The following is a 21,030-nucleotide window of genomic DNA, read 5'->3' on the forward strand; positions in this document are numbered from 1 at the left end:
CTGTGAGTAAAATCATGGCTGTGTCGAATTTGGAGTGTCTTAGTTGAAACGAGTCAGTGCCCTTCTGCTTTGTACCGCCCTTGTGGGATGCCAGGCCGTTCCGGGCGAGGGGCCGCTGGCCGGGGCGATCGTAAAGGATGCCGGTCATTCCGGCGCCGAGATCGGACGCCAGAATGCAACCGTCTTCGATATCGTAGATGTGGATGGCCGCTCCGCGCGCCTCGTTTCCGACTATGTCTCCTCGACACTTAACCGCCGTTTCGGCATTGGCGGTGGCGTCGGCCGAGTCGTGATCGGCGTCGGCGACCAGCTCAAGGTCTCGATCTTCGAAGCTGGCAGTGATGGTCTGTTCTCGACGCAGGATTCCAAGCAGACAAGCATCGATCTTGTCGTCCAGCCGGATGGCAAGGCCGCGATCCCCTATGTCGGTCCGGTCAGCTTTGCCGGCCTGACGCTGGAGCAGGCGCGCCAGGAGATCCTTGAGGCGCTGAAGCAGAAGGCGGTCGAGCCGGATGTCATCGTCACCAGCATGAGCACCGCCTCGCGCAACGTCACGGTTTCGGGTGCCGTCGGCAAGTCGTCGGTGGTGCCGCTCAGCCTCGTCGACGAAACGATCAACGAGGTCATCGCCAAGGCGGGTGGCCCGGTCGCGCAGCCCTACGAGACCTATGTCACGCTGGTGCGCGGCAAGAAGACCGGTACGGTCCTCTTGAAGTCCATCATCGAACACCCGTCTGAAAACATCCATGTCAAGCCGGGCGACCAGATCTTCGTCACGCGCGATCCCCGCCGCTTCACGATCCTCGGTGCGGTCAAGGCCAACCAGCGCGTCGAATTCGGCGCCAACGACCTGAACCTGCTCGAAGCCATGGGTCTTGCCGGCGGCGGCTCGGACTATACGCTCGACATGAAGGGCTACTTCATCTTCCGTTACGAAGAGCCTGATGTCGTCATGAGCCTGCTCGGCCAGCAACGCTTCAATGAGATGCTGCGCAAGGGCATGAAGACCGACAGCATGGGTCGCTACCCGATCGTTTATCGGTTCGACATGAGCAAGCCGGATAGCCTGATCGTCGGCCAGACCTTCCCGGTCAAGAACCGCGACGTCATTTATGCCTCGCGGCATCCCTCGGTCGACTTCTCGAAGTTCCTCAACTTCATTGCGCAGCCGGTCGGTATCGCCAATTCCGGTTTCGCGATCGCGGACAACCTCAACGGCAACTAATCATCTTAATCAGCTTCTTTTGGAGGGCGTCGACCGCAAGGTCGGCGCCCTTTGCTTATCTATCCTCCTGATTTTCAAAGCACGCGGAAGCGGCTTGTCGCCGCTCAAATTCTGTGATTGATCTTGGACTTAAATCGATTTTGGTGATCGATGGGCGTTGGCAGGCGGGAATGAATTATGGCGGATAAAGCGTTGATCGTCGTGGACGTGCAGAACGACTTCTGCCCGGGCGGAGCGCTTGCGGTTGCAGGCGGTGATGAGATCGTGCCGATGATCAACGGCTTGATTGGCCGTTACGAACATGTCGTGCTGACGCAGGACTGGCATCCCGCTGGCCATTCCAGCTTTGCCTCCAGCCATCCCGGCAAGACCCCCTTCGAGATGATCGCCATGCCCTATGGTGGCCAGACGCTCTGGCCGGATCATTGCGTCCAGGGAAGCGCCGGCGCCGATTTCCATCCGGCGCTCGAGTGGACGCGGGCCGAGCTCCTGATCCGCAAGGGCTTCCGGCCCGAGATCGACAGCTATTCCGCCTTCTTCGAAAACGACCGCCGGACGCCGACGGGACTCACCGGCTACCTCAGGGACCGCGGCATTAAGAAGGTGACGCTGTGCGGGTTGGCGACGGATTTCTGCGTGGCCTTTTCTGCGCTTGATGCGGTTACGCAGGGATTTTCGACATCCGTCATTCTCGAGGCCTGTCGGGGCATCGACCTAAACGGTTCGCTTCAGGCAATGGTCACGCGCATGCGCGATGCCGGTGTCGAGCTGAACTAGTTCGAGACCCTCGCGCTGAGGAAGGAGAGATTTCACCAATGACGAAGACCGATATCGCCAGGCGTGTCTATAACCATGCCTGGAAGCTCGACCCGATCGTGCGCAGCCTGCTGGACACGGATTTCTACAAGCTCCTGATGTTGCAGATGATCTGGCAGCTCTATCCGGATGTCGACGCGACCTTCTCGCTGATCAACCGCACGAAGACGGTGCGGCTTGCCGACGAGATCGACGAGCAGGAACTGCGCGATCAGCTCGATCATGCGCGTGAGCTGCGTTTCTCCAAGAAAGAGATGATCTGGCTCGCTGGTAATACGTTCTACGGTCGCAAGCAGATCTTCTCGCCGGAGTTTCTCGCCTGGCTCGCCAAGTTTCGCCTGCCGGACTATGAGCTGAAACGCAGCGGCGGTCAGTTCGAATTGACCTTCCGTGGCCGCTGGGCGGAAACCACCATGTGGGAAATCCCGGCGCTCGCGATCATCAACGAGTTGCGTTCGCGCTCGGCGATGAAAGGCCTCGGCCCCTTTACCCTCGACGTGCTCTATGCCCGTGCAAAGGCAAAGATGTGGTCCAAGGTCGAGCGCCTGCGGCAGTATCCGAACCTCAGGATCTCCGACTTTGGCACGAGACGTCGCCACAGCTTCCTCTGGCAGCGTTGGTGCGTCGAAGCACTGAAGGAAGGTATCGGAAGTTCCTTCTCGGGTTCCAGCAACGTCCTGCTTGCCATGGATACCGATCTGGAAGCGCTCGGCACCAATGCGCATGAGCTCCCGATGGTGGCGGCAGCTCTTGCGCGCAACGACAAGGAACTGGCCGCCGCCCCCTACAAGGTGCTGCAGGACTGGAACCAGCTCTATGGCGGCAACCTGCTGATCGTTCTGCCGGATGCTTTCGGCACGGCGGCGTTCCTTCGCGACGCGCCCAAATGGGTCGCGGACTGGACGGGTTTCCGGCCGGACAGCGCGCCCCCGATCGAAGGTGGCGAGAAGATCCTCGCCTGGTGGAAGAAGATGGGCAAGGACCCGCGGGAGAAGCTGCTGATCTTCTCCGATGGCCTCGATGTCGATACCATCATCGAGACCTATCGCCATTTCGAGGGGCGCGTGCGCATGAGCTTCGGCTGGGGCACCAACCTCACCAACGATTTCGCCGGTTGCGCGCCGACGGAAATCAACGGTCTTAACCCGATTTCGATCGTCTGCAAGGTCAGCGAGGCCGATGGCCGCCCGGCGGTGAAGCTCTCCGACAATCCGCGCAAGGCCACCGGCGACCCGGCCGAGGTCGCACGCTACCTTAAGTTCTTCGGCTCGGAAGATTTCGTCGAACAGGCCGTCAAGGTCTAGCCGCCAAACGGTCGAGGAAAGCGCAGAGCGGCGTTCCAGCACTTCAAAAAAAGAAACCGGCAGAAGCCGGTTTCAAAAGGGGATCAAAGATGTTGCGACTGTCCATCATCGCAATATCAAATCTGGCAGTGGAATCTTAATGTTGCGTTAAGACGACAACCTGTCATTGCATTTCTCTTCTCTAGAATACGAACATGTAGAGAAGGATGATGACGATGAGCGGCACGCCCATGAGCCAGAGAATGATGCCTTTCATTGAGAAGCCTCCGCGTTACTGCCTTTGAAACGGTAACGCGACATCGGGAAATACGTTCCCGATATTGGCCGGTGAGCGCCTCAAGGCACGGACTGGAATAGAGCACCGCCCCGATTCAGAAAGCAGGTCTTGTCGAAAAGCCGGAGATCAAGCGGGTTCGGCAGCCGGATATCCTGGATATCTGGAAACGGCTTCGTGTCGGCATCGTACGAACGGTCGATCTGCGAAATGAAGACCATGATGACACCGCGTTCCCGCGCAAATGATCTCAAGCTCAGAACCTGTTCTCCCAGGTTTGGGTTCTCGCGCCTTTGGTCGAGCAGTTGCAGATAATCTACGACAACCAACGTCCCGCGCGGCGCTTGCGCCAGTTTCTGGGTGATGTAGCTGGCGCTTATCGCATCGGAGCAGTCGATCTCGAAGCGCTCGGCAAATGCCGCATAGTCCGCCCCGATTGCCGGAAACCGATCGATCACGTCCTTTACAGTATATTCCAGCGTAAAGAAGTATGCCCGATGCCCGGCCTTCATAGCCTCCACCGCAAGCTCGAGGCTCTTCAGCGTCTTGCCCTGACCGGGACGTGCCCCGATGAGAACCAGATCTCCCGGCCCCAACCGGTTGGGCTCAGCAGTTGCGTGCCTTGCCGCAAGCAGGCTCCAGCCCACATAGCCTTCCTCGACCGCGACACGGTCAAGTGCTTCATGAAGCGGAATGTTTTCGTCACGGGACAGGCGCTTTGCCCTGCGCTTCAAATGATAGATGGGCGCAGACAGTTTCATCGGTAACCTCCTGATGCGAGCAGTCTTCGCAGTCCCTCCTTGTGCTCAATGCTCGAACAGTCGGTTCGATGGTGAAAATGCCCTGTATGAAATCTACTTTCCCTAAGCGGAGGGGGGAGGCGTGGGCGCGCCCGAATCGGATGATAGCGCAGCGGCTGGACGAGGTGAATTGCCTGCCGACGGCTGAAATGGGAGCGAAGTCCGATGGGACGGGATGTCGAGGACGAAGCGGTGGCGTCGTCGGCATGAGGCGGTCACAGCTGAAGTCGACGAAGCGTCTCGGTCAGCGCGATAAAAGCAAGTGTTTGAATGTCTTGAGAGAAAACTGGTGCTGCTAGAGAGATTTGAACTCTCGGCCTCTCCCTTACCAAGGGAGTGCTCTACCCCTGAGCTATAGCAGCATCTGGCGGCCGGTTCGTGTGTCAGCCGCATCAAGCGAGGGGGCTATTGCCATAGCTGAGCGGGGAGTGCAAGCAGGTTTTCGAAGTTTTTCGTGAAGACCTGTGAGAAAGTTCGCTGGCGCTTCCGAAGACCCTGGTTTTGCGCTAATGCAGGACCATGCAGACAAACGACAGCGACGGCAAGAAAAGCGAGCCCGTGCCGGAAGAGCAGCGGACCGAGGGCAAGGTGCGCCGGGCGAAGAAGAAGGACACGACCGAGTCGGACCTGAAAAAGGCTCGTCTTGCCAGGAACTTGCGCGACAATCTCCAGCGTCGCAAGCAGCAGGCGCGGGCGCGCCGTTCCGGTGCGGCCGATGAAGTCAGCGGCCTTCCTGCCGCAAAAACGGACGAATCCCAAGATTAGTACGGGGCAGGGGCGGCGTTCGCCGGCTTCCTTCCCGTTTGCCGGCGGTTCAGCCGTCCGGCGTCCAATTGCATAAATTCCCTTGGTCGGGGCCGATCGAGGGCAACGACTTGACCGATATGGCGACCCTTTTGCGTCCGAATGGACGCGCGGCGTTCAAGGTACTTCTAATTTCGCGGCGTCTCCACTAAAGAGGCGCCTTCAGACAACAGAGAATATTTTTGGAAAGGCGGGCGAAGCCCGTTCGAGAGGCCTCATGGATCGCATCAGGATTGTAGGCGGCAACAAGCTTAACGGCGTCATCCCGATTTCCGGCGCCAAGAATGCGGCCCTGCCGCTGATGATCGCGTCGCTTCTGACCGACGACACGCTGACGCTCGAAAACGTGCCGCATCTGGCCGACGTCGAGCAACTGATCCGCATCCTCGGCAACCATGGCGTCGATATCTCCGTCAACGGCCGCCGCGAGCGCCAGGGCGAGAGCTACGCCCGCACCATCCATTTCACCTGCCGCAACATCGTCGATACGACCGCTCCTTACGAGCTGGTCTCGAAGATGCGCGCGAGCTTCTGGGTAATCGGCCCGTTGCTCGCCCGTGAAGGCAAGGCCCGCGTTTCGCTGCCCGGCGGCTGCGCCATCGGCACGCGCCCGGTCGATCTCTTCATCGAGGGCCTGCAGGCGCTCAGCGCCAACATCGAGATCGACGGCGGTTACGTCAACGCGACGGCGCCGGAAGGCGGCCTCGTTGGCGCGCGCTACACCTTCCCGAAGGTCTCGGTCGGCGCCACCCACGTGCTGATGATGGCCGCCACGCTCGCGAATGGCACCACGGTACTGGGCAACGCCGCGCGCGAGCCCGAAGTCGTCGACCTCGCCAACTGCCTCAATGCCATGGGCGCCAAGATCACCGGCCAGGGCACCCCGACGATCACGATTGAAGGCGTGCGTTCGCTCTCCGGCGCCCGCCACCGCGTCCTGCCGGACCGGATCGAGACCGGCACCTATGCCATGGCCGTTGCCATGACCGGCGGCGACGTCATCCTCGAAGACACGAACATGGCGCTGCTCGACACGGCGCTCGAAGCCATCCGCCGCGCCGGTGCCGAGATCACCGAGACCAACAGCGGCATCCGCGTCGTGCGCAACGGCGCCGGCATCAAGCCGGTCGATATCGTCACCGATCCCTTCCCGGGCTTCCCGACCGACCTGCAGGCGCAGTTCATGGGGCTGATGACCAAGGCGAACGGCACCTCGCATATCACCGAGACGATCTTCGAGAACCGCTTCATGCACGTGCAGGAGCTTGCCCGTCTCGGCGCCAAGATCTCGCTCTCCGGCCAGACGGCCAAGATCGAGGGCGTCAGCCGGCTGAAGGGCGCGCCGGTCATGGCGACCGACCTTCGCGCGTCGGTCTCGCTCGTCATCGCCGGTCTTGCGGCCGAAGGTGAGACCATGGTCTCGCGCGTCTATCACCTCGATCGCGGCTTTGAGCGGCTGGAAGAGAAGCTCACCCGCTGCGGCGCCCATGTCGAGCGCGTCAGCGACTGATTTGATCGGTTGCGCCTGATACCGTTGCGGTTTCAGGCGCAACATCCTATGTCCATTTCAATTGTGGCACGGAAAATGTGCGGCGAAACGAAAGGGATGGATGGCATGAATGGTCTGAAGCTGCTGGCGCTCGACGAGGAAGATCTCGCTGTCGTCTCCGCCCACGTCCAGGACGCCGTGTTCAAGGTCTCGGGCCTCGACTATGACGCCCGCCGCAAGCAATTTTCGCTCGTCGTCAACCGCTTCGTCTGGGAGACGGCCGACGGCAAGCGTCGTTCCTTCGAGCGCCGACGCGCGCTTCTTCTCTTCAAGCGCGTGAATGCGGTGCGCTCCGTCGGCTTCAACCGGCGCGATGACGAGGCGGTGCTGGACCTGCTGACGCTCAAGTTCGCGGTGCGCGGCGAAGGGCCGGAAGGTACGCTCGAACTGGTTCTTGCCGGTGATGCGTCGATCGCGCTTGACGTCGAATGCATCGAAACGCAGCTTGCGGATACCGGCGGGGCGTGGGAAACCGCTTTCAAGCCCAAGCATCCCGAAGGCGCTTGAGCCAATCGACCCGAACGACACTGGCATACAAGGACTTTCGCTTTGGCAATCAGGCTCAATTTTCTCGACGGTGACTTCGAACAAAAGTTCGCGTCATTCCTGACGACCAAGCGTGAGGTGTCCGAGGACGTCAATGCGGTGGTCAAGGCGATCATCGACGACGTGCGGGCGCGCGGCGACGCGGCGCTCGCAGACTATTCCAAGCGCTTCGACGGTGTCGATTTCTCCGTGACGCCGATGGCCGTTAGTGCTGCGGAAATCGATTCGGCGATCCGGGCAGTCGAGCCGGAGGTGCTGGGCGCGCTCAAGGTCGCCGCCACCCGCATCGAGGCGCACCATGCGCGCCAGCGTCCGAAGGACGATATCTACGAAGACGCCATGGGCGTCGGGCTTGGGTCGCGCTGGACGGCGGTGGACGCCGTTGGCCTTTATGTGCCTGGCGGCACGGCGAGCTATCCGAGTTCGGTGCTGATGAATGCGCTGCCGGCGAAGGTCGCTGGCGTTCCCCGCATCGTCATGGTGGTGCCGGCATCCGGCGGTGAGATCAACCCGGCGGTTCTTGCCGCGGCGCGGCTTGCCGGTGTTGAGGAAATCTACCGCATTGGCGGCGCGCAGGCCGTCGCGGCTCTTGCCTATGGCACCGAGACGATCGCACCGGTCGCAAAGATCGTCGGTCCGGGCAATGCCTATGTGGCGGCCGCCAAGCGCCAGGTCTTCGGAACCGTCGGCATCGACATGATCGCCGGCCCGTCCGAAGTGCTCGTGATTGCAGACGGCAACAATGATCCCGACTGGATCGCCGCCGATCTTCTCGCCCAGGCCGAGCATGATGTCGGCGCCCAGTCGATCCTGATCACCGATGATCCGGCTTTCGGCCAGGCCGTCGAGGAAGCGGTCGAGCGGCAATTGAAGACGCTGCCACGGGCCGAAACTGCATCGGCGAGCTGGCGCGATTTCGGCGCCGTCATTCTCGTGCCCGACCTCGAAAAGGCCGTGCCGCTTGCCAACCGTATCGCCGCCGAGCACCTGGAGCTGGCACTCGCCGATCCCGAGCCGATGGTTGAAAAGATACGCAATGCCGGCGCGATCTTCGTTGGACGCCACACGCCTGAAGTCATCGGCGACTATGTCGGCGGCTCCAATCACGTTCTGCCAACGGCCCGTTCGGCGCGCTTCTCGTCCGGCCTTGGCGTACTTGACTACATGAAGCGCACCTCGATCTTGCGCCTTGATCCCGAGCAGTTGCGGATCCTCGGGCCGGCTGCGATCGTGCTGGCGAAATCCGAAGGTCTTGAGGCCCATGCACGTTCCGTCGCCATTCGCCTCAATTTCGGGGATGCTGGATGAAGGCGGCCCGCAACCTGCGCCTCTGCGATGTCGTGCTGGACGAGACCATCGGCCGCTCGACGCCTGACGTGGAGCACGAGCGCGCGGTTGCGATCTTCGACCTGCTCGAAGAAAACCTGTTCGAACCGGTCGGCCATCCCGGTGGCCCATATAAGCTCAACCTCTCTCTGATGGATGCGAAGCTGGTCTTTGCGATCTCGACCGAAAAGGGCGGCGATGTCGCCACCCACATCCTGTCGCTGACGCCGTTCCGCCGGATCGTGAAGGACTACTTCATGATCTGCGAGAGCTATTACGAGGCGATCCGCTCGGCGACGCCAAGCCAGATCGAGGCGATCGACATGGGGCGGCGCGGCATCCACAACGAGGGCTCGCAAACCTTGATGGATCGCTTGTCCGGCAAGATCCGGCTGGACTTCGACACCGCCCGCCGCCTGTTCACGCTCGTCTGCGTGCTTTATTGGCGCGGATGAGAGCGGGGACCGGCATGACGGGAACCGAGGTATCGCCGCTCAAGACGCCCCGCTCGGTCCTCTTCATGTGCGGCATGAATGCCATCCGCTCGCCGATGGCCGAAGCGCTCGCCAAGGCGGCTTTACCAGCTGGGACCTATGTCGCTTCCGCCGGCGTCCGGCATGGCGAACGCGATCCCTTCGTCGATGTGGTCATGGCCGAGGTCGGCTTGAGCCTCGGCCGTCATCAGCCGCACACGCTGGATGAACTGGAGGACGACTACTTCGATCTCATCGTTACACTGGCACCGGAGGCGCATCACAAGGCGCTCGAATTGACTCGCTCGATGGCCGTCGACGTGGTCTACTGGCCGACACCGGATCCGACGGTGGCAGCCGGTACCCGCGAGCAGATCGTCGATGCTTATCGCGCCGTGCGTGACCACCTGTCGACGCTGATCAATCATCGGTTGGTCGGCTCGCACAGACGAGAGAAAACCTGAGAGCTTCACGGAAATCCGGGTGCGGTTTCCGACGAAAGTTCTTTTCCATGTCTTCTTAAATCCCAACCGATTCAAGGCTAAAGACATGCAGCAGTTCAAAGTGCTATAGCGACCTCTGCGCCTCTGATAGGACGCGCGGCGCCGTAGCCGTCACAAAAGCGCAAAAGCCGGTGTTAGACGGTTCACAAATCCTCGTTGATTGTGTAGTTTCCGGCGAATTTTTCAGGATACCTGACGTATCCCTAAACAAAGATAGAAAGAACAGTCCTACATGGCGAAAGAAGAAGTCCTTGAATTTCCGGGCGTGGTCACCGAATTGCTTCCGAATGCGACCTTCCGCGTGAAGCTCGAAAACGAGCATGAGATCATCGCTCACACCGCTGGCCGCATGCGCAAGAACCGCATCCGCGTGCTTGCCGGCGACAAGGTTCTCGTTGAAATGACCCCGTACGACCTTACCAAGGGCCGTATCACCTACCGCTTCAAGTAAGCCGCTCCGGCTCTACGCAATTCCTGGAGCCTTTCCGCTTCTTCATCGAATCGCGAAAACGCTCTAACCTTTGGTTGGATTGCAATTCCAGATGCAAAACCGCTTCACCTGCATTTTTGCTGGAATTGCTCTGGAGTAACGGCTCGTTCCGATGACAGTGGCCAAGAAACTGATACTGGCGTCCGGCTCGCCGCGTCGCGTCGAACTTCTGGCGCAGGCGGGCATCGAGCCCGCGCGCTTGATGCCGATGGATCTCGACGAGACGCCGAAGCGTGCCGAACACCCGCGCTCGCTCGCAAGGCGCCTGTCGGCTGAAAAGGCGCGGGCGGCACTTGCGGCGATCAAGGGCGAGCCCGGCTGGGACGGAAGCTATATCCTGGCGGCCGATACCGTGGTCTGCGTCGGCCGGCGCATCCTGCCGAAGCCGGAACTCGTCAGCGAAGCCTCCAGTGCGCTGCATCTGCTGTCCGGCCGCAGCCACCGCGTCTATACCGGCGTCTGCCTGATTACCCCGGACAAGACCCTCAGGCAGAAGGTCGTCGACACCAAGGTGCGCTTCAAGCGCCTGTCGGGTTTCGACATCGAGAGCTACCTCGCGTCGGGCCAATGGCGCGGCAAGGCGGGCGGCTATGGCATCCAGGGCATTGCCGGCAGCTTCGTGGTCAAACTCGTCGGCTCCTACTCCAATGTCGTCGGCCTGCCGCTTTATGAAACCGTCAGCCTGCTTGTCGGCGAAGGCTACGACGTGCACAATCGTTGGCTGGAAGGCTGAAGCCAGTGTCCGACGAAACAAGGAAAAGTGGATCGAACGTTGCGCCCCTGCGGGCGCCGCGCCCCTGCCCGGAATGCGGCCGGCCGTCGCATCGCGAGCATTATCCCTTCTGCTCCGACCGCTGCCGCAACGTCGACCTCAACCGCTGGCTTTCCGGCTCCTATGCCATTCCGGTCGCCGACGACGAATCGAAGGCCGACGACGGCGACGACCGCTAAAGCGTACCGGCGTTGCCGGACGTTTGGGTCCAGCCTTTTGCCCCTGCATATACTCTTTGCCGTGAACGACGCCCGGAAGGTCCTGCGCGCCGGCCGGTGAACGCCACTACCATTTTCGGCTTCCGAAGGTCGCTTCTCTCGCGGAGAGGGCGAGGGGATGGAACGCGATCCCTCTGAAACTCCTTGCTTTTTCGGTTTTTTCGACTGCCCACAGGATTTCGGTCAAAAAACTTTCATTTGCCGCTGGACACCGCCGAACAAGATGTTATAACCCCGCTCGCTTCCGGGGCACAAACAAGCGCCCCGAGGGTTCCGAAAGGAACCGCTGCCCGAAACGGCAGGATGCCCGGATAGCTCAGTTGGTAGAGCAGCGGATTGAAAATCCGCGTGTCGGTGGTTCAAATCCGCCTCCGGGCACCATACAATCATTAACGAAATCAATACCTTAGTCGATATTGGGTCAAAGTGAGTTGACGGGAATTTGTTGCGCTTCGATTGCGTCAAGCGCCTTCTACCGTTTACCTACCGTTCGCCAGAAACCTTACGCCGTATGGGTCGGTCAACTTTGTTGTCCGGGGCAATCCTTTCGGCGTCTACCGTTTCAGGTCATTGTTCAATAGTTCTATCGAGTTGAGAGGCAGGCAAAAGCACCTGCAGACCCCTGCTGTGATATAGCAGATCGACTGTGGAGAACCCGGATGCTGAGCAGCATTATGCTGAAGATTCACTACAGCCTGGAATGCATAGAACCATATTTGCGGCGCAATCCGAGGGCTCTGGGACCAGCTTCTCTGTGGCTTTTTGCTAATGGCTTCGGGAACTCGTTCTATGTCATTCGGGATGAACTAAAGAACGTCATAAAGCAGAAGGACGCGACGCTGCGCCAAGCGATTGACGAATGGAAGGCTAGTACCGAAGCTCGTCGCTTCGATGACATATTTGCTGGGTTTCGCAACGAGATCACGCACCGAGGTCTCTTTCACGCCAAGACTTCCATTGTCTGGGAAGATGACGTCCTGAACGATACCGCTCACCCTGTTCCGGTAACTTCAGTCAAAGTGAACGGTGGAGATATGACGGTGATCCAGTTTGCCGATCACGTTGAAACGGCATTCGCTTGGTGGTTCGAGCAAATCCAAGAGATCGAGCGGATTTTCGTCTCGTTAGGCGGCGATCCGAAAAATTTGTACCGCGGTATGCCGCTACACATACAGCCCGAAGACCTGTTTTGATTGCGACAGCAATGTGTTTGAAGTCCGAACTATCCCATGCCGGCGAAGTAGATACCGTAACCGATCTCCAGGCTGTGTACCAAATACACAGAACGAACCGGCACTGTGTCATCGACAATGACGAGACCTTGGCAATCGGCGATTGACCGTAACACCGCCTGCTCCGACCATTAAAAAACGCCACCTGCATATGGGCTGGAACCCGCAGGCGGCGTTTGTTCATTCGGAGAGTAATCATGATAATTGCCGGCGCAGACAAGGAAAACCCGTTTTTTCCGTTTCCAAATGAACTTTGCGGGAGTTCGGGTCTGACTACAGCGTCTGTCGACCATCGTCGTGCGCTGCTGACCGACACGAAACAGCGGCGGCAATCATGAATTCGTTTGTGATCAACGCCCCATCCGACCCCTACCGTCAAGCAGAATCCCTTGCTCATCGCCTTGAGGCCATAGGTATCAACCCGTACCAGTCAGATAAGGAGCGATATCTTGTGGCCTTGCAAGACAGCCCTGGCGAGATCATTGATCTCGGCAGGCCCCTTCGTGGAACACGGTTCTTTGCTACCCATGCCATTCGAAAAAACCGACCTGTGGTGGAAGATTTCGAAAGGTTTGCGGCGCAGGACGGATTGAAGAATTGCCTCTTTTGGGGGATTGGCCTGACAGGTGCCAAAGCCGACGCCGCCAACCTTACCGAGGCCCTGAAACGGTTCAATGACCGGATCAATATCGAGTTCAGTGAGTTGCGAAAGCGGTTTTCTTTCGAGCTTTTGTTGCTTGTTGTCCATCCCCGTTTCGATCCCGTCTCCGGGCTGTTCGATCTACACGCGCACTTCATCGCCCGGGTGTCGCCCGATTGCCGTGAGGCCGTCCGCAGACGTCTCATGACGAAGTTCTCGAAGATCGATCTTCCAGACGGTCCGGTCCGAAAAGCCGCTGCCATTGCGACCTACATGCTTTGGGGCATTTTCCGGAACGAGGTTATGATCACCTGGCCGGATCATGCCCTGAAGGCGGTTTGGGGGCTGACACAGAGCCGTTTTCGCTTTGTAAGGTCTGGAGGGTCGTTTGCGAAATGGAAAGCATCGAGACGGCCTCCAGAGGAGCAGATGGAACGGACGTTGGCCGACGGCCGAAAGGAGCGGAATCGTAAAGAGACAGCTGATCCCCGCCAACTGGTATTCACAGGCGACCGGTTGCTTTCGAAAGTGATTGTCAAAATCCGAGGCGTCAGGGTCGCCGCACTTCTGTTTGAGGCAACGAAAATGGAGGACTTCGAAGTCGCCGAGACAAGCCCAACCAATGCCAGGCCTATGTGTTCCTCAGCGACTATCTCCGCAACTCAGGAGCCCCGAGAGAAGGTCGGTGACGGCTCGGATTCCAACGTGCAGCAATATGCGGCCCCGTTCTGGAATGGCCTCAAAACACGGTTATCTCGACTTGGCCAAGTGGTAAGGTCTTGCGGAACAAGAATCGGTAAATTCGCGCGCGCCGCGCTCAGGAGGCTTTTATAGAAGGGCTGGAAAGCATGAAGTCGATAGATGGCTACGAGAGGCCAAGCACCTTGTTGCTATCCTCACGCAAGACGCCATTCGGCCCAACATACCGATAGAGGGTTTGCCGGGATATGCCGAGTTCCTTGCAGAGATCGGCGACCACGGTTTCCGGCTTGCCCATCGATGCCTGCGCAAGTCTGATCTTAGTCGTTGTCATCGTGGCTTTGCGACCACCGACACGTCCCCGCGCGCGAGCGGACGACAGCCCGGCGATCGTTCGCTCTCGGATCAATTCTCGTTCGAACTCGGCCAGGGATGCGAAGATTCCAAAAAGCAGCTTGCCCTGTGCCGTCGATGTGTCGATCGGTGTCTGCCCCGACAAGACTCGGAAGCCGATGCCACGCTTGGATAGATCGTCCACCGTGGTCACCAGATGGCGGAGATCGCGCCCCAGCCGGTCAAGCTTCCAGACCACCAGTGTGTCGCCGGACCTCAACGCCTTCACACAGGCGTCCAATCCGGATCGATCGTCCTTTTTACCAGAAGCGAAGTCTTCATAAATCATTTGGCCATCAACGCCAGCATGCAGCAGCGCGTCCTTCTGCAAGTCCAGAACCTGTGACCCATCGGCTTTCGACACCCGCACGTATCCGATCAACTCACCCATCAAGTTTTCTCCCCACGCCGTCACGCAAACGGTCGTTTATGAAACACAGGATGAGTCCAACTTTCATCGGCGGCAAACGGTCACTCAACTCGTCATTTTTTCTATGTACCGCAAATGTCGGCGCATTGACTTCCAAGGTTGATCGACCAAGTGCTTGTCGCGTCGAGCGCAGATAAGCCTGCCGGACGACCCGGAGGCCATCCTCGCGCCGACCCTCGATCCAGCGGTCGCGCGAAAGCGTTACGTAACGCTCTGTGTCCCGCCATCGAGTGAGCGTCAAACAATTCAAGCTTTTGCGCCCGAAGCGGGCCACGTGCAGCCCGTTCCGTAACGGAGGCTGTCCCTGTTCCGTTTCACTTTGCCCTGAAACCGTACCCCTCTCTGGACGCCCCGGGTTCGCTCACGCGCGAAGGCGCAGGATTTCAATCAGAGTGCGACGCCGGGCGCAGTCGGTCCCGCCTCCGGGCCTCGCCCGCCGCCTCGCTGAGGCTCCTGCGGCTGCGCTTCTTTCCGGTCGTCGCACGCGCGAATTCCCGAAGTCCCGCCCGGTGGGGCGGCGCTATGCTGACTTCTCCGATATGCTACTTTTTCGCTATAGGGCGCGGTTCGCGCGCGGGAAGGGGAAAGGACGAGAAAGCGCCCAACATGCTTCTATGACCCTCCATAGCGACCGGTATAGAGGCGATGAGGCGGCGATGGCGCGAAGGCCATCCGATTCCGTTTCCCCTTCCCATATGTCGCCAGCCTGCCGCCGCGCTCGCTTAGTCAACGGCGATGCCGTCCGCCGCATTGCTCCGGCCCTGAGGGTGACGGACGCTGCGCTCGACGGCTTTCTAGGGTCATCGGGACGAGGGACATCGGTTCCGCCCTGATAGGGCGGGTTCGCTCGCCTCCAGCGGATCGAACAAGGGACATCCCGCAAATTGGAAGACCTGAAGTCAAGCAACGGCGGCAGGCGAACCAGAGCGATACCGGAAGCGGCGATGGTTCGAAACCCGAATTGAAGACCTCGAAAGCCGATGGGATCATGTCGAGAGTCGAGGCATCACGTGCCAGTACATGACGGACGGTTGGCCCGAGTGAGCCCGAACAAGTGACCTGGGCTATGTTCCGATACTGGCACGGCACCCCGGTAATGGTTCGAACGCCGAAAGGCTGCGATTCGAACGTAGAACGGATACTTCGAAAATCGAAACGTCTTTCAAGGCCGGGCGGGCGCATCAGTTCGAAACTCGAACGATGGATGCTGCGAAATTCGAGGCATTCGGCACAGTCGGAGCGGCGAGCTCGATCGGTAAATTTCGAGACATTCGATTAAGGAACGATCCGGGCAAAATCCGGGCTTTCGGCCCTGTTCCTGGGCTCTGTTCCGCCTTTTCGCTATACTCATACCATTGAACCAACAGAGAAAATTGCCGGAATGGCCTGGAAGTCGAAGGTAATCGAAGGGCTGAAGTTCCGTTTCGTCGTGGAAGAGGTTAACGAGCAAGACCGTAATGGCCGCCCTCTTCTCTATTTGGCGTCTGTATATCTTCAAGTCCGCGGCTCTTCCCGCATGTACCTTGTCCGCCGTTCGCGAATCCCCGGATCAGCTGCCCGGCTGGAGCAGGATGCCAAACTTGGCAAGATCGACGTCGGCCACCTAGTAGACGCGTGAGGATCGATCCCTCGGTAGCCTGAAATGACCTCCTTACTCCTCCGGCGGCCGGAACCAGCAAGAGTGTGCTTTACGCAGCCGACATTCGGGAGTCGGCGGCCGAATCGAGGGCGGCGCTTGGTGGCGTTTTGATAGCACCCACATTGACCGATTCGAGGCAATCACCCTCACCCCCGGCCACCTCTACCCGATTTCGACCCGCGGTTTTGGCGGCGTAAAGTGCTCGGTCAGCGCGCTCGATTGCGGCAGCTTCGGACACTTCGCCATCAACGATGCTTGCGACACCGAAACTCGCGGTAATCTGTCGGTCGATGCCCGCCTGATGCCAATCTCTTCCGGCAAAGCGAATGCGGACGGAATGCGCGATGACAGAAGCTTCCGCCAGCGAAGTATGCGGCAAGAAGGCCACGAACTCTTCTCCACCAAATCGCGCGGTGACTGTACGCGAGCCAAGGTGACTCTGAAGTTCCGCCGCGAGTTCGGCAATGACGTTGTCGCCTGCTGCATGCCCATAGCCGTCGTTCACCTGTTTGAAGTTGTCTATATCGCAGACAATGACCGCGCCACGAGCCACTGCGTCTTTCGTCGCGCGGTGAACGGCTAGTTCGAAGCCGCGTCGGTTGAGGAGTCCTGTCAATGGGTCTCGTTCGGAAGCCTCGCGGTGCCCTCGTATGGCCGCCGACGCCATGGCCCCCATCGCTGTGAACGGAAACGACAGCCCAATAGTGATAGTCGTGACCGTGACAGCCAGATTGTAGTCCGACGCCGCGAAATCCGCCATTTGGTCGCTGGTTCGTATGAGGAAGGTGAAGACGACGGTGCGGGTCAACGTGTCGAGCACCAAAAGCACGCCCGAAATAATCATGGCTCGATCGGCGAGGTTGGATACCTTCGTTACTACGTTAAACAACGCAAACCCGAGAAGACAGGCAAAGGCTACATCGGTTAGGAACAGTTCCGCCTTGAGGCTTTCGAGGATGAGAACAACGATGGTGTGGACCACAATGTAACCGCCGACGAACAACCTCCGTACACTCCTTTGCATCGGCGCACCGAAATGCAGAAGTATCGCACTGCCATAGCAATAGGCCGCTCCGATGTAGAGCAAGCCGGCTACGAAGATGTCGAATGTCGGAGACACGGGAAATGGCACGAGCGCAAAACCTAATCCTGCTTGCGCGAACGCTGCACTCCACTGCCATGACGTCGATATTTTGACGTGCCAAAGTAACAGAAAGGCGAATGCGACCACGCCCAGCATCACAGGCGGCAAATATACGATGATGTTGTTTGTATCCATGGGCGGCGACAATCCGAAACATTACTCGTGGCTGCAGTACTTGCCTACAATTGCGAAATTAAAATTCATTGAAGTGGTTGACGAAAAAGAGAGTTTTCAACTGATTGAGCTGTTTCGTCGACTTCCGCCGGCTATGACGTGACCGTAGCGTCAGCGGCGATTTCTCGGCCCACGAGACCCGTCGCTCGCTTGCGCCGGCAGGATCGCAACAGCATCATTTTTGGAAGCAATGAGAAGGGAGAGCCAGCAATGGCGTGTAGCCACGCCGCCTGGTCAGGGGGAAGCCCCCGTGAACCCCCTCACGCCCCTTGCGGGGCGAAGATAGGGAGGACCGATGCGGGATCGGATTATTCGGTTACGAGCCACAGAGACGGAAGCGGCGGAATTGAAAGACCTCGCCGCCGCGCGAGGTCTGTCATTGTCGGAAATGGTGCGCCGCGCCGCCTTCGGGGTTCGCATGCCCGCGCAAAGGTTCGACTGGACCCATGCCACCTTGCTCGCTCGCACGTTGGGCGAGCTTGGGCGGATTGGCGGCAATTTAAACCAGCTGGTCCGACGGGCAAATGGCGGCAGGCTCGCCGGGCATGACGCCGAACTTTCAGAAACCCTCGCCGGGATCGACGCGCTGCGCGAGCAAGTTCGGGATTTGTTGTCGTGATCGTCCAGGCCACCCGCATCAGCCGGACTGGCGGTGTCGCCTACCTCGCCCGACACTTGCTCGACAAGACTGACGAAAACGACCGCATTGAAGTCTTGGCAGGCGACCGCGCCGCGCTGCGGGACGCCCAAGCGATGGCTGACGTTAAGCGATGCCGCTACAGCATCCGCCATCTTTCGATCTCCCCGGAAAAGGAAATGTCACCTACGCAATTGGCCGAGTTCATCCGCGCGATCGAAGCCGAGTTTGGGATCGGCTCCGAGAGGCCGCGCCTTCTCGTTAGGCACCTCAAGAAGGGTAGAAGCCATTTCCACCTTGCGGTCGCCGAAGTCGATCCGTGGACATTTAGGGTGCTGGATTGCCGGTCCGACTTCCGGCGTCTCGAAGACCTCGCCCGCCGCTATGAGGCCGACCACGGCGAGCGCGTCCAGCCTAGTCGGGCGGAGCGCAGGGCGGACAAGGCGGAAGGATTTTCCGACGTCGCGAGGCGACGGGCGGAACGTGTTTCCCCCGACTTCGATCGGTCCCGGCTCAAGACCGCCTTCGCCGAAGGCACTGCGGCGTTCCTAGCGGAATTGCAGACGCAAGGTCTTCGCCTTGCCGATGGAGAGAAAGGCCCGATCCTAGTGGATTCCGCCGGGGTCTTCGTGGCGGCCGCCAACCGCGCCGCCGGTGTCCGCAAACACGAGTTCTTGAAATTTATTGAGGGACTACAGAATGAACAGCTTATCGGAAGCCAGGCCCCAGCACCTGAGCATGCTGGCCACGGTGGAACACAACACAACGCGGCTACTGCCGCTCCTGTCGTTGCTCGAAAACCCGGAGGGGCCAGATCGGATCGCCGAACTAATGGAATTGCTCCGCCTTATCCTCGACATGCAGCACCATCAAGCCGTGGGTTTGAAGTCTATCGTCGACAAGCTCGATCGTCTGTCCCGGCGCTAACCGGCCGCCGCCGAGAGGACATAATGCTCGCCCGCCTGAATAAAGAACTCGACGATCTACTCCGCCGCGCTCTGGAGCTCGCGAACTGGATCAGGTCCATAATCGAGCCGGAAAGTGTTCGTCTCTCACGGCAGATCAATGACGCGCGCCAGAAGCGGACATCATTTCCGCCGGCTACACCCACAGTGCCATCCGCACCGACCTATGATTACAGAAGGAGGATGACGCCGTGAAAGATTTGAAATCAAAGACCTCACCAAGGAAGAGACGTCGGAGCTGCTGGGATCGGCTCCGGGCAAGGATGCTGGAGTCCCGACGCCGCCGAACTGATCCGGCCACATCGGTGGCCGTTCAACTTCTTGCCTTGTTTGCGACGATCTTCGGCCGAATGCCGCTTGTCCCGAACGTGGTGACTCCAGTTCCCTACGTTCCGCCGCCGCTCGCGCCGGGCGAGGCATATCGCAGGGATATCGCTCGACGTCTCGGAATTCCGTCGCGCTACGTCGACGTTGCTCTCGCGCAGGGCACAGTGCCGTACTCCATCTTGTTTGATCACGTGCGCCGAGGCGGCAAGAGCCGTGACGATGCCATGAAGGTTCTTCGACAACGGGCACCGGAAGCGTGCCAGGAATGGCTCAATCATGTTGAACAGTGGGGTCTGTGGACCAGCCTTTTGCTGTGCCACGTTCGCGACGGCTTCGACGAAGACACAGACGTCAAGCTCCTTAAATCAACCCTTGCATGGCTCGACCCCGAGACGCTGGGGAGCGACGTGCTCGGCCCGATCGGTGCGGGAGCTTCACTGTCACCCGGAAATGGTCCAGTTAAACGAGAGCCCGACGAGGACCCCAAGCCGCCAAAGCCCTAAAGACAGGGAAAAGCGCATTCGGCTCTTGCTATCCCAGTTCTCCTCCTACACTTTCTCGTTGAAGTCTGAGGGGATCAAATGGCGGTACCGGATTACGAAACATTGATGCTTCCGGTCCTCAAGCTGTTTGCCGAGGGCGCGCCCAACGTTGCCGCATGCGTTCCCTCACTGCAGAAGCAATTCGACATTTCCGACGCAGAGGCAGCCGAACTCATCCCCAGCGGCCGGACGACCGTTCTGCAAAGTCGGGCGCATTGGGCACGGACCTATCTGGCGAAAGCCGGGTTGCTGACGTCTCCCCGGCGCAATCAACATGTTATCACAGACCTCGGTCGGCAGGTCCTGGCCTCCAATCCGGCGAAAATCGACAATGATATGCTTGCCGGGTTCGAAGGCTTTGCGGATTGGATAGAACGCTCACGGCAGGGGGCTGACGCCGAGCCGGCGCAGACAGACATTCCCACGGCATCCACAATCGTGGACCTCATGCCAATAGACGAAAGGCAGACGCCGGAAGACGCCATGTCGGCGGCGGCATCTCTCTTGGATGCCGCATTACGCGACGAACTCTTGGCGGTCCTCCAGCAGCTGTCTCCGCAGCGTTTCGAGCGCCTCATTCTCGATCTCCTGATCGCCATGGGGTACGGCGGCGGTGATATAGCGAATGGGCTAATGACGAAGGCCACAGGCGACGGCGGGATTGACGGCATCATCCACGAAGACGCGCTCGGACTGGACGCCGTCTATGTTCAGGCCAAACGATACGCGCCGGACAACAAGGTCAGCCGTCCCGACGTCCAGCGGTTCATCGGTTCCCTGACGGGAGAGGGTGCGACGAAGGGCGTTTTCGTGACGACGTCCGATTTCTCAAAGGACGCGCACGATTATCTCACCCGGGTCCAGCACCGCGTCGTCCTGATCAACGGACAACGGCTCGCGCGCCTCATGGTCCAACACGGCGTCGGCGTGCGCGTCCGCCAGACTTACAGAATCCAGAGCATCGACGAAGACTACTTCGCAGACGTTGCCGGGTGATCGAAGTCGATCGCGATAGAATATTGGAAGACTCCAATCCTTCGCATGACGACTCAACTCCCATCCGCTATTGATCCTTCCTAACAATCTTCGATCCTCCACCACGAGAGGA

The 21,030-nt window shown here is 59.4% G+C and carries 22 protein-coding genes and 2 tRNA genes; 20 read left to right on the plus strand and 4 right to left on the minus strand.

The genetic code is table 11. The annotated features are described in order from the left end of the window. Window positions 1-43: 43 nt before the first annotated feature. From PWG15_RS01070 to pncB, 3 genes are all read left to right on the plus strand, one after another. On the plus strand, window positions 44-1,225 hold the full coding sequence (locus tag PWG15_RS01070) for a polysaccharide biosynthesis/export family protein (protein ID WP_275022659.1): 1,182 nt from the start codon (window positions 44-46) through the stop codon (window positions 1,223-1,225). Window positions 1,226-1,402: 177 nt separating this feature from the next. After that, window positions 1,403-2,002, plus strand: a complete 600-nt coding sequence (gene pncA / locus PWG15_RS01075) for a bifunctional nicotinamidase/pyrazinamidase (RefSeq protein ID WP_275022660.1) — start codon at window positions 1,403-1,405, stop codon at window positions 2,000-2,002. A gap of 38 nt (window positions 2,003-2,040) precedes the next feature. Further along, on the plus strand, window positions 2,041-3,345 hold the full coding sequence (gene pncB, locus PWG15_RS01080; RefSeq protein ID WP_275022661.1) for a nicotinate phosphoribosyltransferase: 1,305 nt from the start codon (window positions 2,041-2,043) through the stop codon (window positions 3,343-3,345). A 336-nt stretch (window positions 3,346-3,681) separates the two neighbouring features. Here pncB and PWG15_RS01085 read toward each other — a convergent pair whose 3' ends face one another. After that, entirely contained in the window at window positions 3,682-4,380 is a 699-nt protein-coding gene (locus PWG15_RS01085) for a DNA helicase (protein WP_275022662.1), read from the minus strand. A gap of 326 nt (window positions 4,381-4,706) precedes the next feature. Then, window positions 4,707-4,781, minus strand: a tRNA-Thr gene (locus PWG15_RS01090). A 157-nt stretch (window positions 4,782-4,938) separates the two neighbouring features. Between PWG15_RS01090 and PWG15_RS01095 the strand changes: the two genes are divergently transcribed. The 12 genes from PWG15_RS01095 (at window position 4,939) to PWG15_RS01150 (ending at window position 13,806) form a co-directional block, all read left to right on the plus strand. Beyond that, on the plus strand, window positions 4,939-5,184 hold the full coding sequence (locus PWG15_RS01095) for a hypothetical protein (RefSeq protein WP_425536725.1): 246 nt from the start codon (window positions 4,939-4,941) through the stop codon (window positions 5,182-5,184). Between the two features lie 256 nt (window positions 5,185-5,440). After that, window positions 5,441-6,733 (plus strand): UDP-N-acetylglucosamine 1-carboxyvinyltransferase, encoded by a 1,293-nt coding sequence (murA, locus tag PWG15_RS01100; RefSeq protein ID WP_275022664.1) that lies wholly within the window; start codon window positions 5,441-5,443, stop codon window positions 6,731-6,733. Between the two features lie 105 nt (window positions 6,734-6,838). Beyond that, on the plus strand, window positions 6,839-7,279 hold the full coding sequence (locus PWG15_RS01105; RefSeq protein ID WP_275022665.1) for a DUF2948 family protein: 441 nt from the start codon (window positions 6,839-6,841) through the stop codon (window positions 7,277-7,279). Between the two features lie 42 nt (window positions 7,280-7,321). Next, window positions 7,322-8,626, plus strand: coding sequence for a histidinol dehydrogenase (hisD, locus tag PWG15_RS01110; RefSeq protein ID WP_275022666.1), 1,305 nt, complete (start codon window positions 7,322-7,324; stop codon window positions 8,624-8,626). After that, window positions 8,623-9,099: a UPF0262 family protein gene (locus tag PWG15_RS01115; RefSeq protein ID WP_275022667.1), complete on the plus strand. Its 477-nt coding sequence runs from the start codon at window positions 8,623-8,625 to the stop codon at window positions 9,097-9,099. Before hisD ends, PWG15_RS01115 begins: the two co-directional genes overlap by 4 nt. A 14-nt stretch (window positions 9,100-9,113) precedes the next feature. Further along, window positions 9,114-9,581, plus strand: coding sequence for an arsenate-mycothiol transferase ArsC (locus PWG15_RS01120; RefSeq protein ID WP_275022668.1), 468 nt, complete (start codon window positions 9,114-9,116; stop codon window positions 9,579-9,581). A 271-nt stretch (window positions 9,582-9,852) separates the two neighbouring features. Continuing rightward, entirely contained in the window at window positions 9,853-10,071 is a 219-nt protein-coding gene (gene infA / locus PWG15_RS01125; protein ID WP_004435948.1) for a translation initiation factor IF-1, read from the plus strand. Window positions 10,072-10,222: 151 nt separating this feature from the next. Beyond that, on the plus strand, window positions 10,223-10,843 hold the full coding sequence (locus tag PWG15_RS01130) for a Maf-like protein (RefSeq protein WP_065372373.1): 621 nt from the start codon (window positions 10,223-10,225) through the stop codon (window positions 10,841-10,843). Window positions 10,844-10,848: 5 nt separating this feature from the next. Then, complete coding sequence (gene yacG / locus PWG15_RS01135) at window positions 10,849-11,061, plus strand: DNA gyrase inhibitor YacG (RefSeq protein ID WP_275022672.1); 213 nt, start codon at window positions 10,849-10,851, stop codon at window positions 11,059-11,061. A 344-nt stretch (window positions 11,062-11,405) separates the two neighbouring features. Then, a tRNA-Phe gene (locus PWG15_RS01140) sits at window positions 11,406-11,481 on the plus strand. A 278-nt stretch (window positions 11,482-11,759) separates the two neighbouring features. Further along, a complete protein-coding gene (locus tag PWG15_RS01145) occupies window positions 11,760-12,293 on the plus strand; it encodes a hypothetical protein (RefSeq protein ID WP_275022673.1) in 534 nt (177 codons plus the stop codon). A gap of 373 nt (window positions 12,294-12,666) precedes the next feature. Further along, window positions 12,667-13,806, plus strand: a complete 1,140-nt coding sequence (locus tag PWG15_RS01150) for a hypothetical protein (RefSeq protein ID WP_275022674.1) — start codon at window positions 12,667-12,669, stop codon at window positions 13,804-13,806. A 31-nt stretch (window positions 13,807-13,837) separates the two neighbouring features. On the opposite strand, the gene PWG15_RS01155 is transcribed toward PWG15_RS01150, so the two are convergent. Next, complete coding sequence (locus PWG15_RS01155) at window positions 13,838-14,455, minus strand: recombinase family protein (protein WP_275022675.1); 618 nt, start codon at window positions 14,453-14,455, stop codon at window positions 13,838-13,840. Window positions 14,456-15,875: 1,420 nt separating this feature from the next. On the opposite strand from PWG15_RS01155, the gene PWG15_RS01160 reads away from it, so the two are divergent. Then, window positions 15,876-16,112 (plus strand): hypothetical protein, encoded by a 237-nt coding sequence (locus PWG15_RS01160; protein WP_275022676.1) that lies wholly within the window; start codon window positions 15,876-15,878, stop codon window positions 16,110-16,112. A 70-nt stretch (window positions 16,113-16,182) separates the two neighbouring features. Here the strand turns inward: PWG15_RS01160 and PWG15_RS01165 are convergent, their stop codons facing one another. Next, the gene (locus PWG15_RS01165; protein WP_275022677.1) at window positions 16,183-17,412 is read right to left on the minus strand and encodes a GGDEF domain-containing protein; all 1,230 of its coding nucleotides are present in this window, start codon (window positions 17,410-17,412) and stop codon (window positions 16,183-16,185) included. Between the two features lie 334 nt (window positions 17,413-17,746). Here PWG15_RS01165 and PWG15_RS01170 point away from each other — a divergent pair, with 334 nt between their 5' ends. From PWG15_RS01170 to PWG15_RS01185, 4 genes are all read left to right on the plus strand, one after another. Further along, window positions 17,747-18,070: a plasmid mobilization protein gene (locus PWG15_RS01170; RefSeq protein ID WP_275022678.1), complete on the plus strand. Its 324-nt coding sequence runs from the start codon at window positions 17,747-17,749 to the stop codon at window positions 18,068-18,070. After that, entirely contained in the window at window positions 18,067-19,248 is a 1,182-nt protein-coding gene (locus PWG15_RS01175) for a relaxase/mobilization nuclease domain-containing protein (protein WP_275022679.1), read from the plus strand. Before PWG15_RS01170 ends, PWG15_RS01175 begins: the two co-directional genes overlap by 4 nt. A gap of 110 nt (window positions 19,249-19,358) precedes the next feature. After that, window positions 19,359-19,883: a hypothetical protein gene (locus PWG15_RS01180; RefSeq protein WP_275022680.1), complete on the plus strand. Its 525-nt coding sequence runs from the start codon at window positions 19,359-19,361 to the stop codon at window positions 19,881-19,883. 78 nt (window positions 19,884-19,961) lie between these two features. Next, the gene (locus tag PWG15_RS01185; RefSeq protein ID WP_275022681.1) at window positions 19,962-20,918 is read left to right on the plus strand and encodes a restriction endonuclease; all 957 of its coding nucleotides are present in this window, start codon (window positions 19,962-19,964) and stop codon (window positions 20,916-20,918) included. Window positions 20,919-21,030: the final 112 nt, after the last annotated feature.

This window comes from Ensifer adhaerens (genome assembly GCF_028993555.1).
Taxonomy (GTDB): Bacteria; Pseudomonadota; Alphaproteobacteria; order Rhizobiales; family Rhizobiaceae; genus Ensifer; species Ensifer adhaerens_I.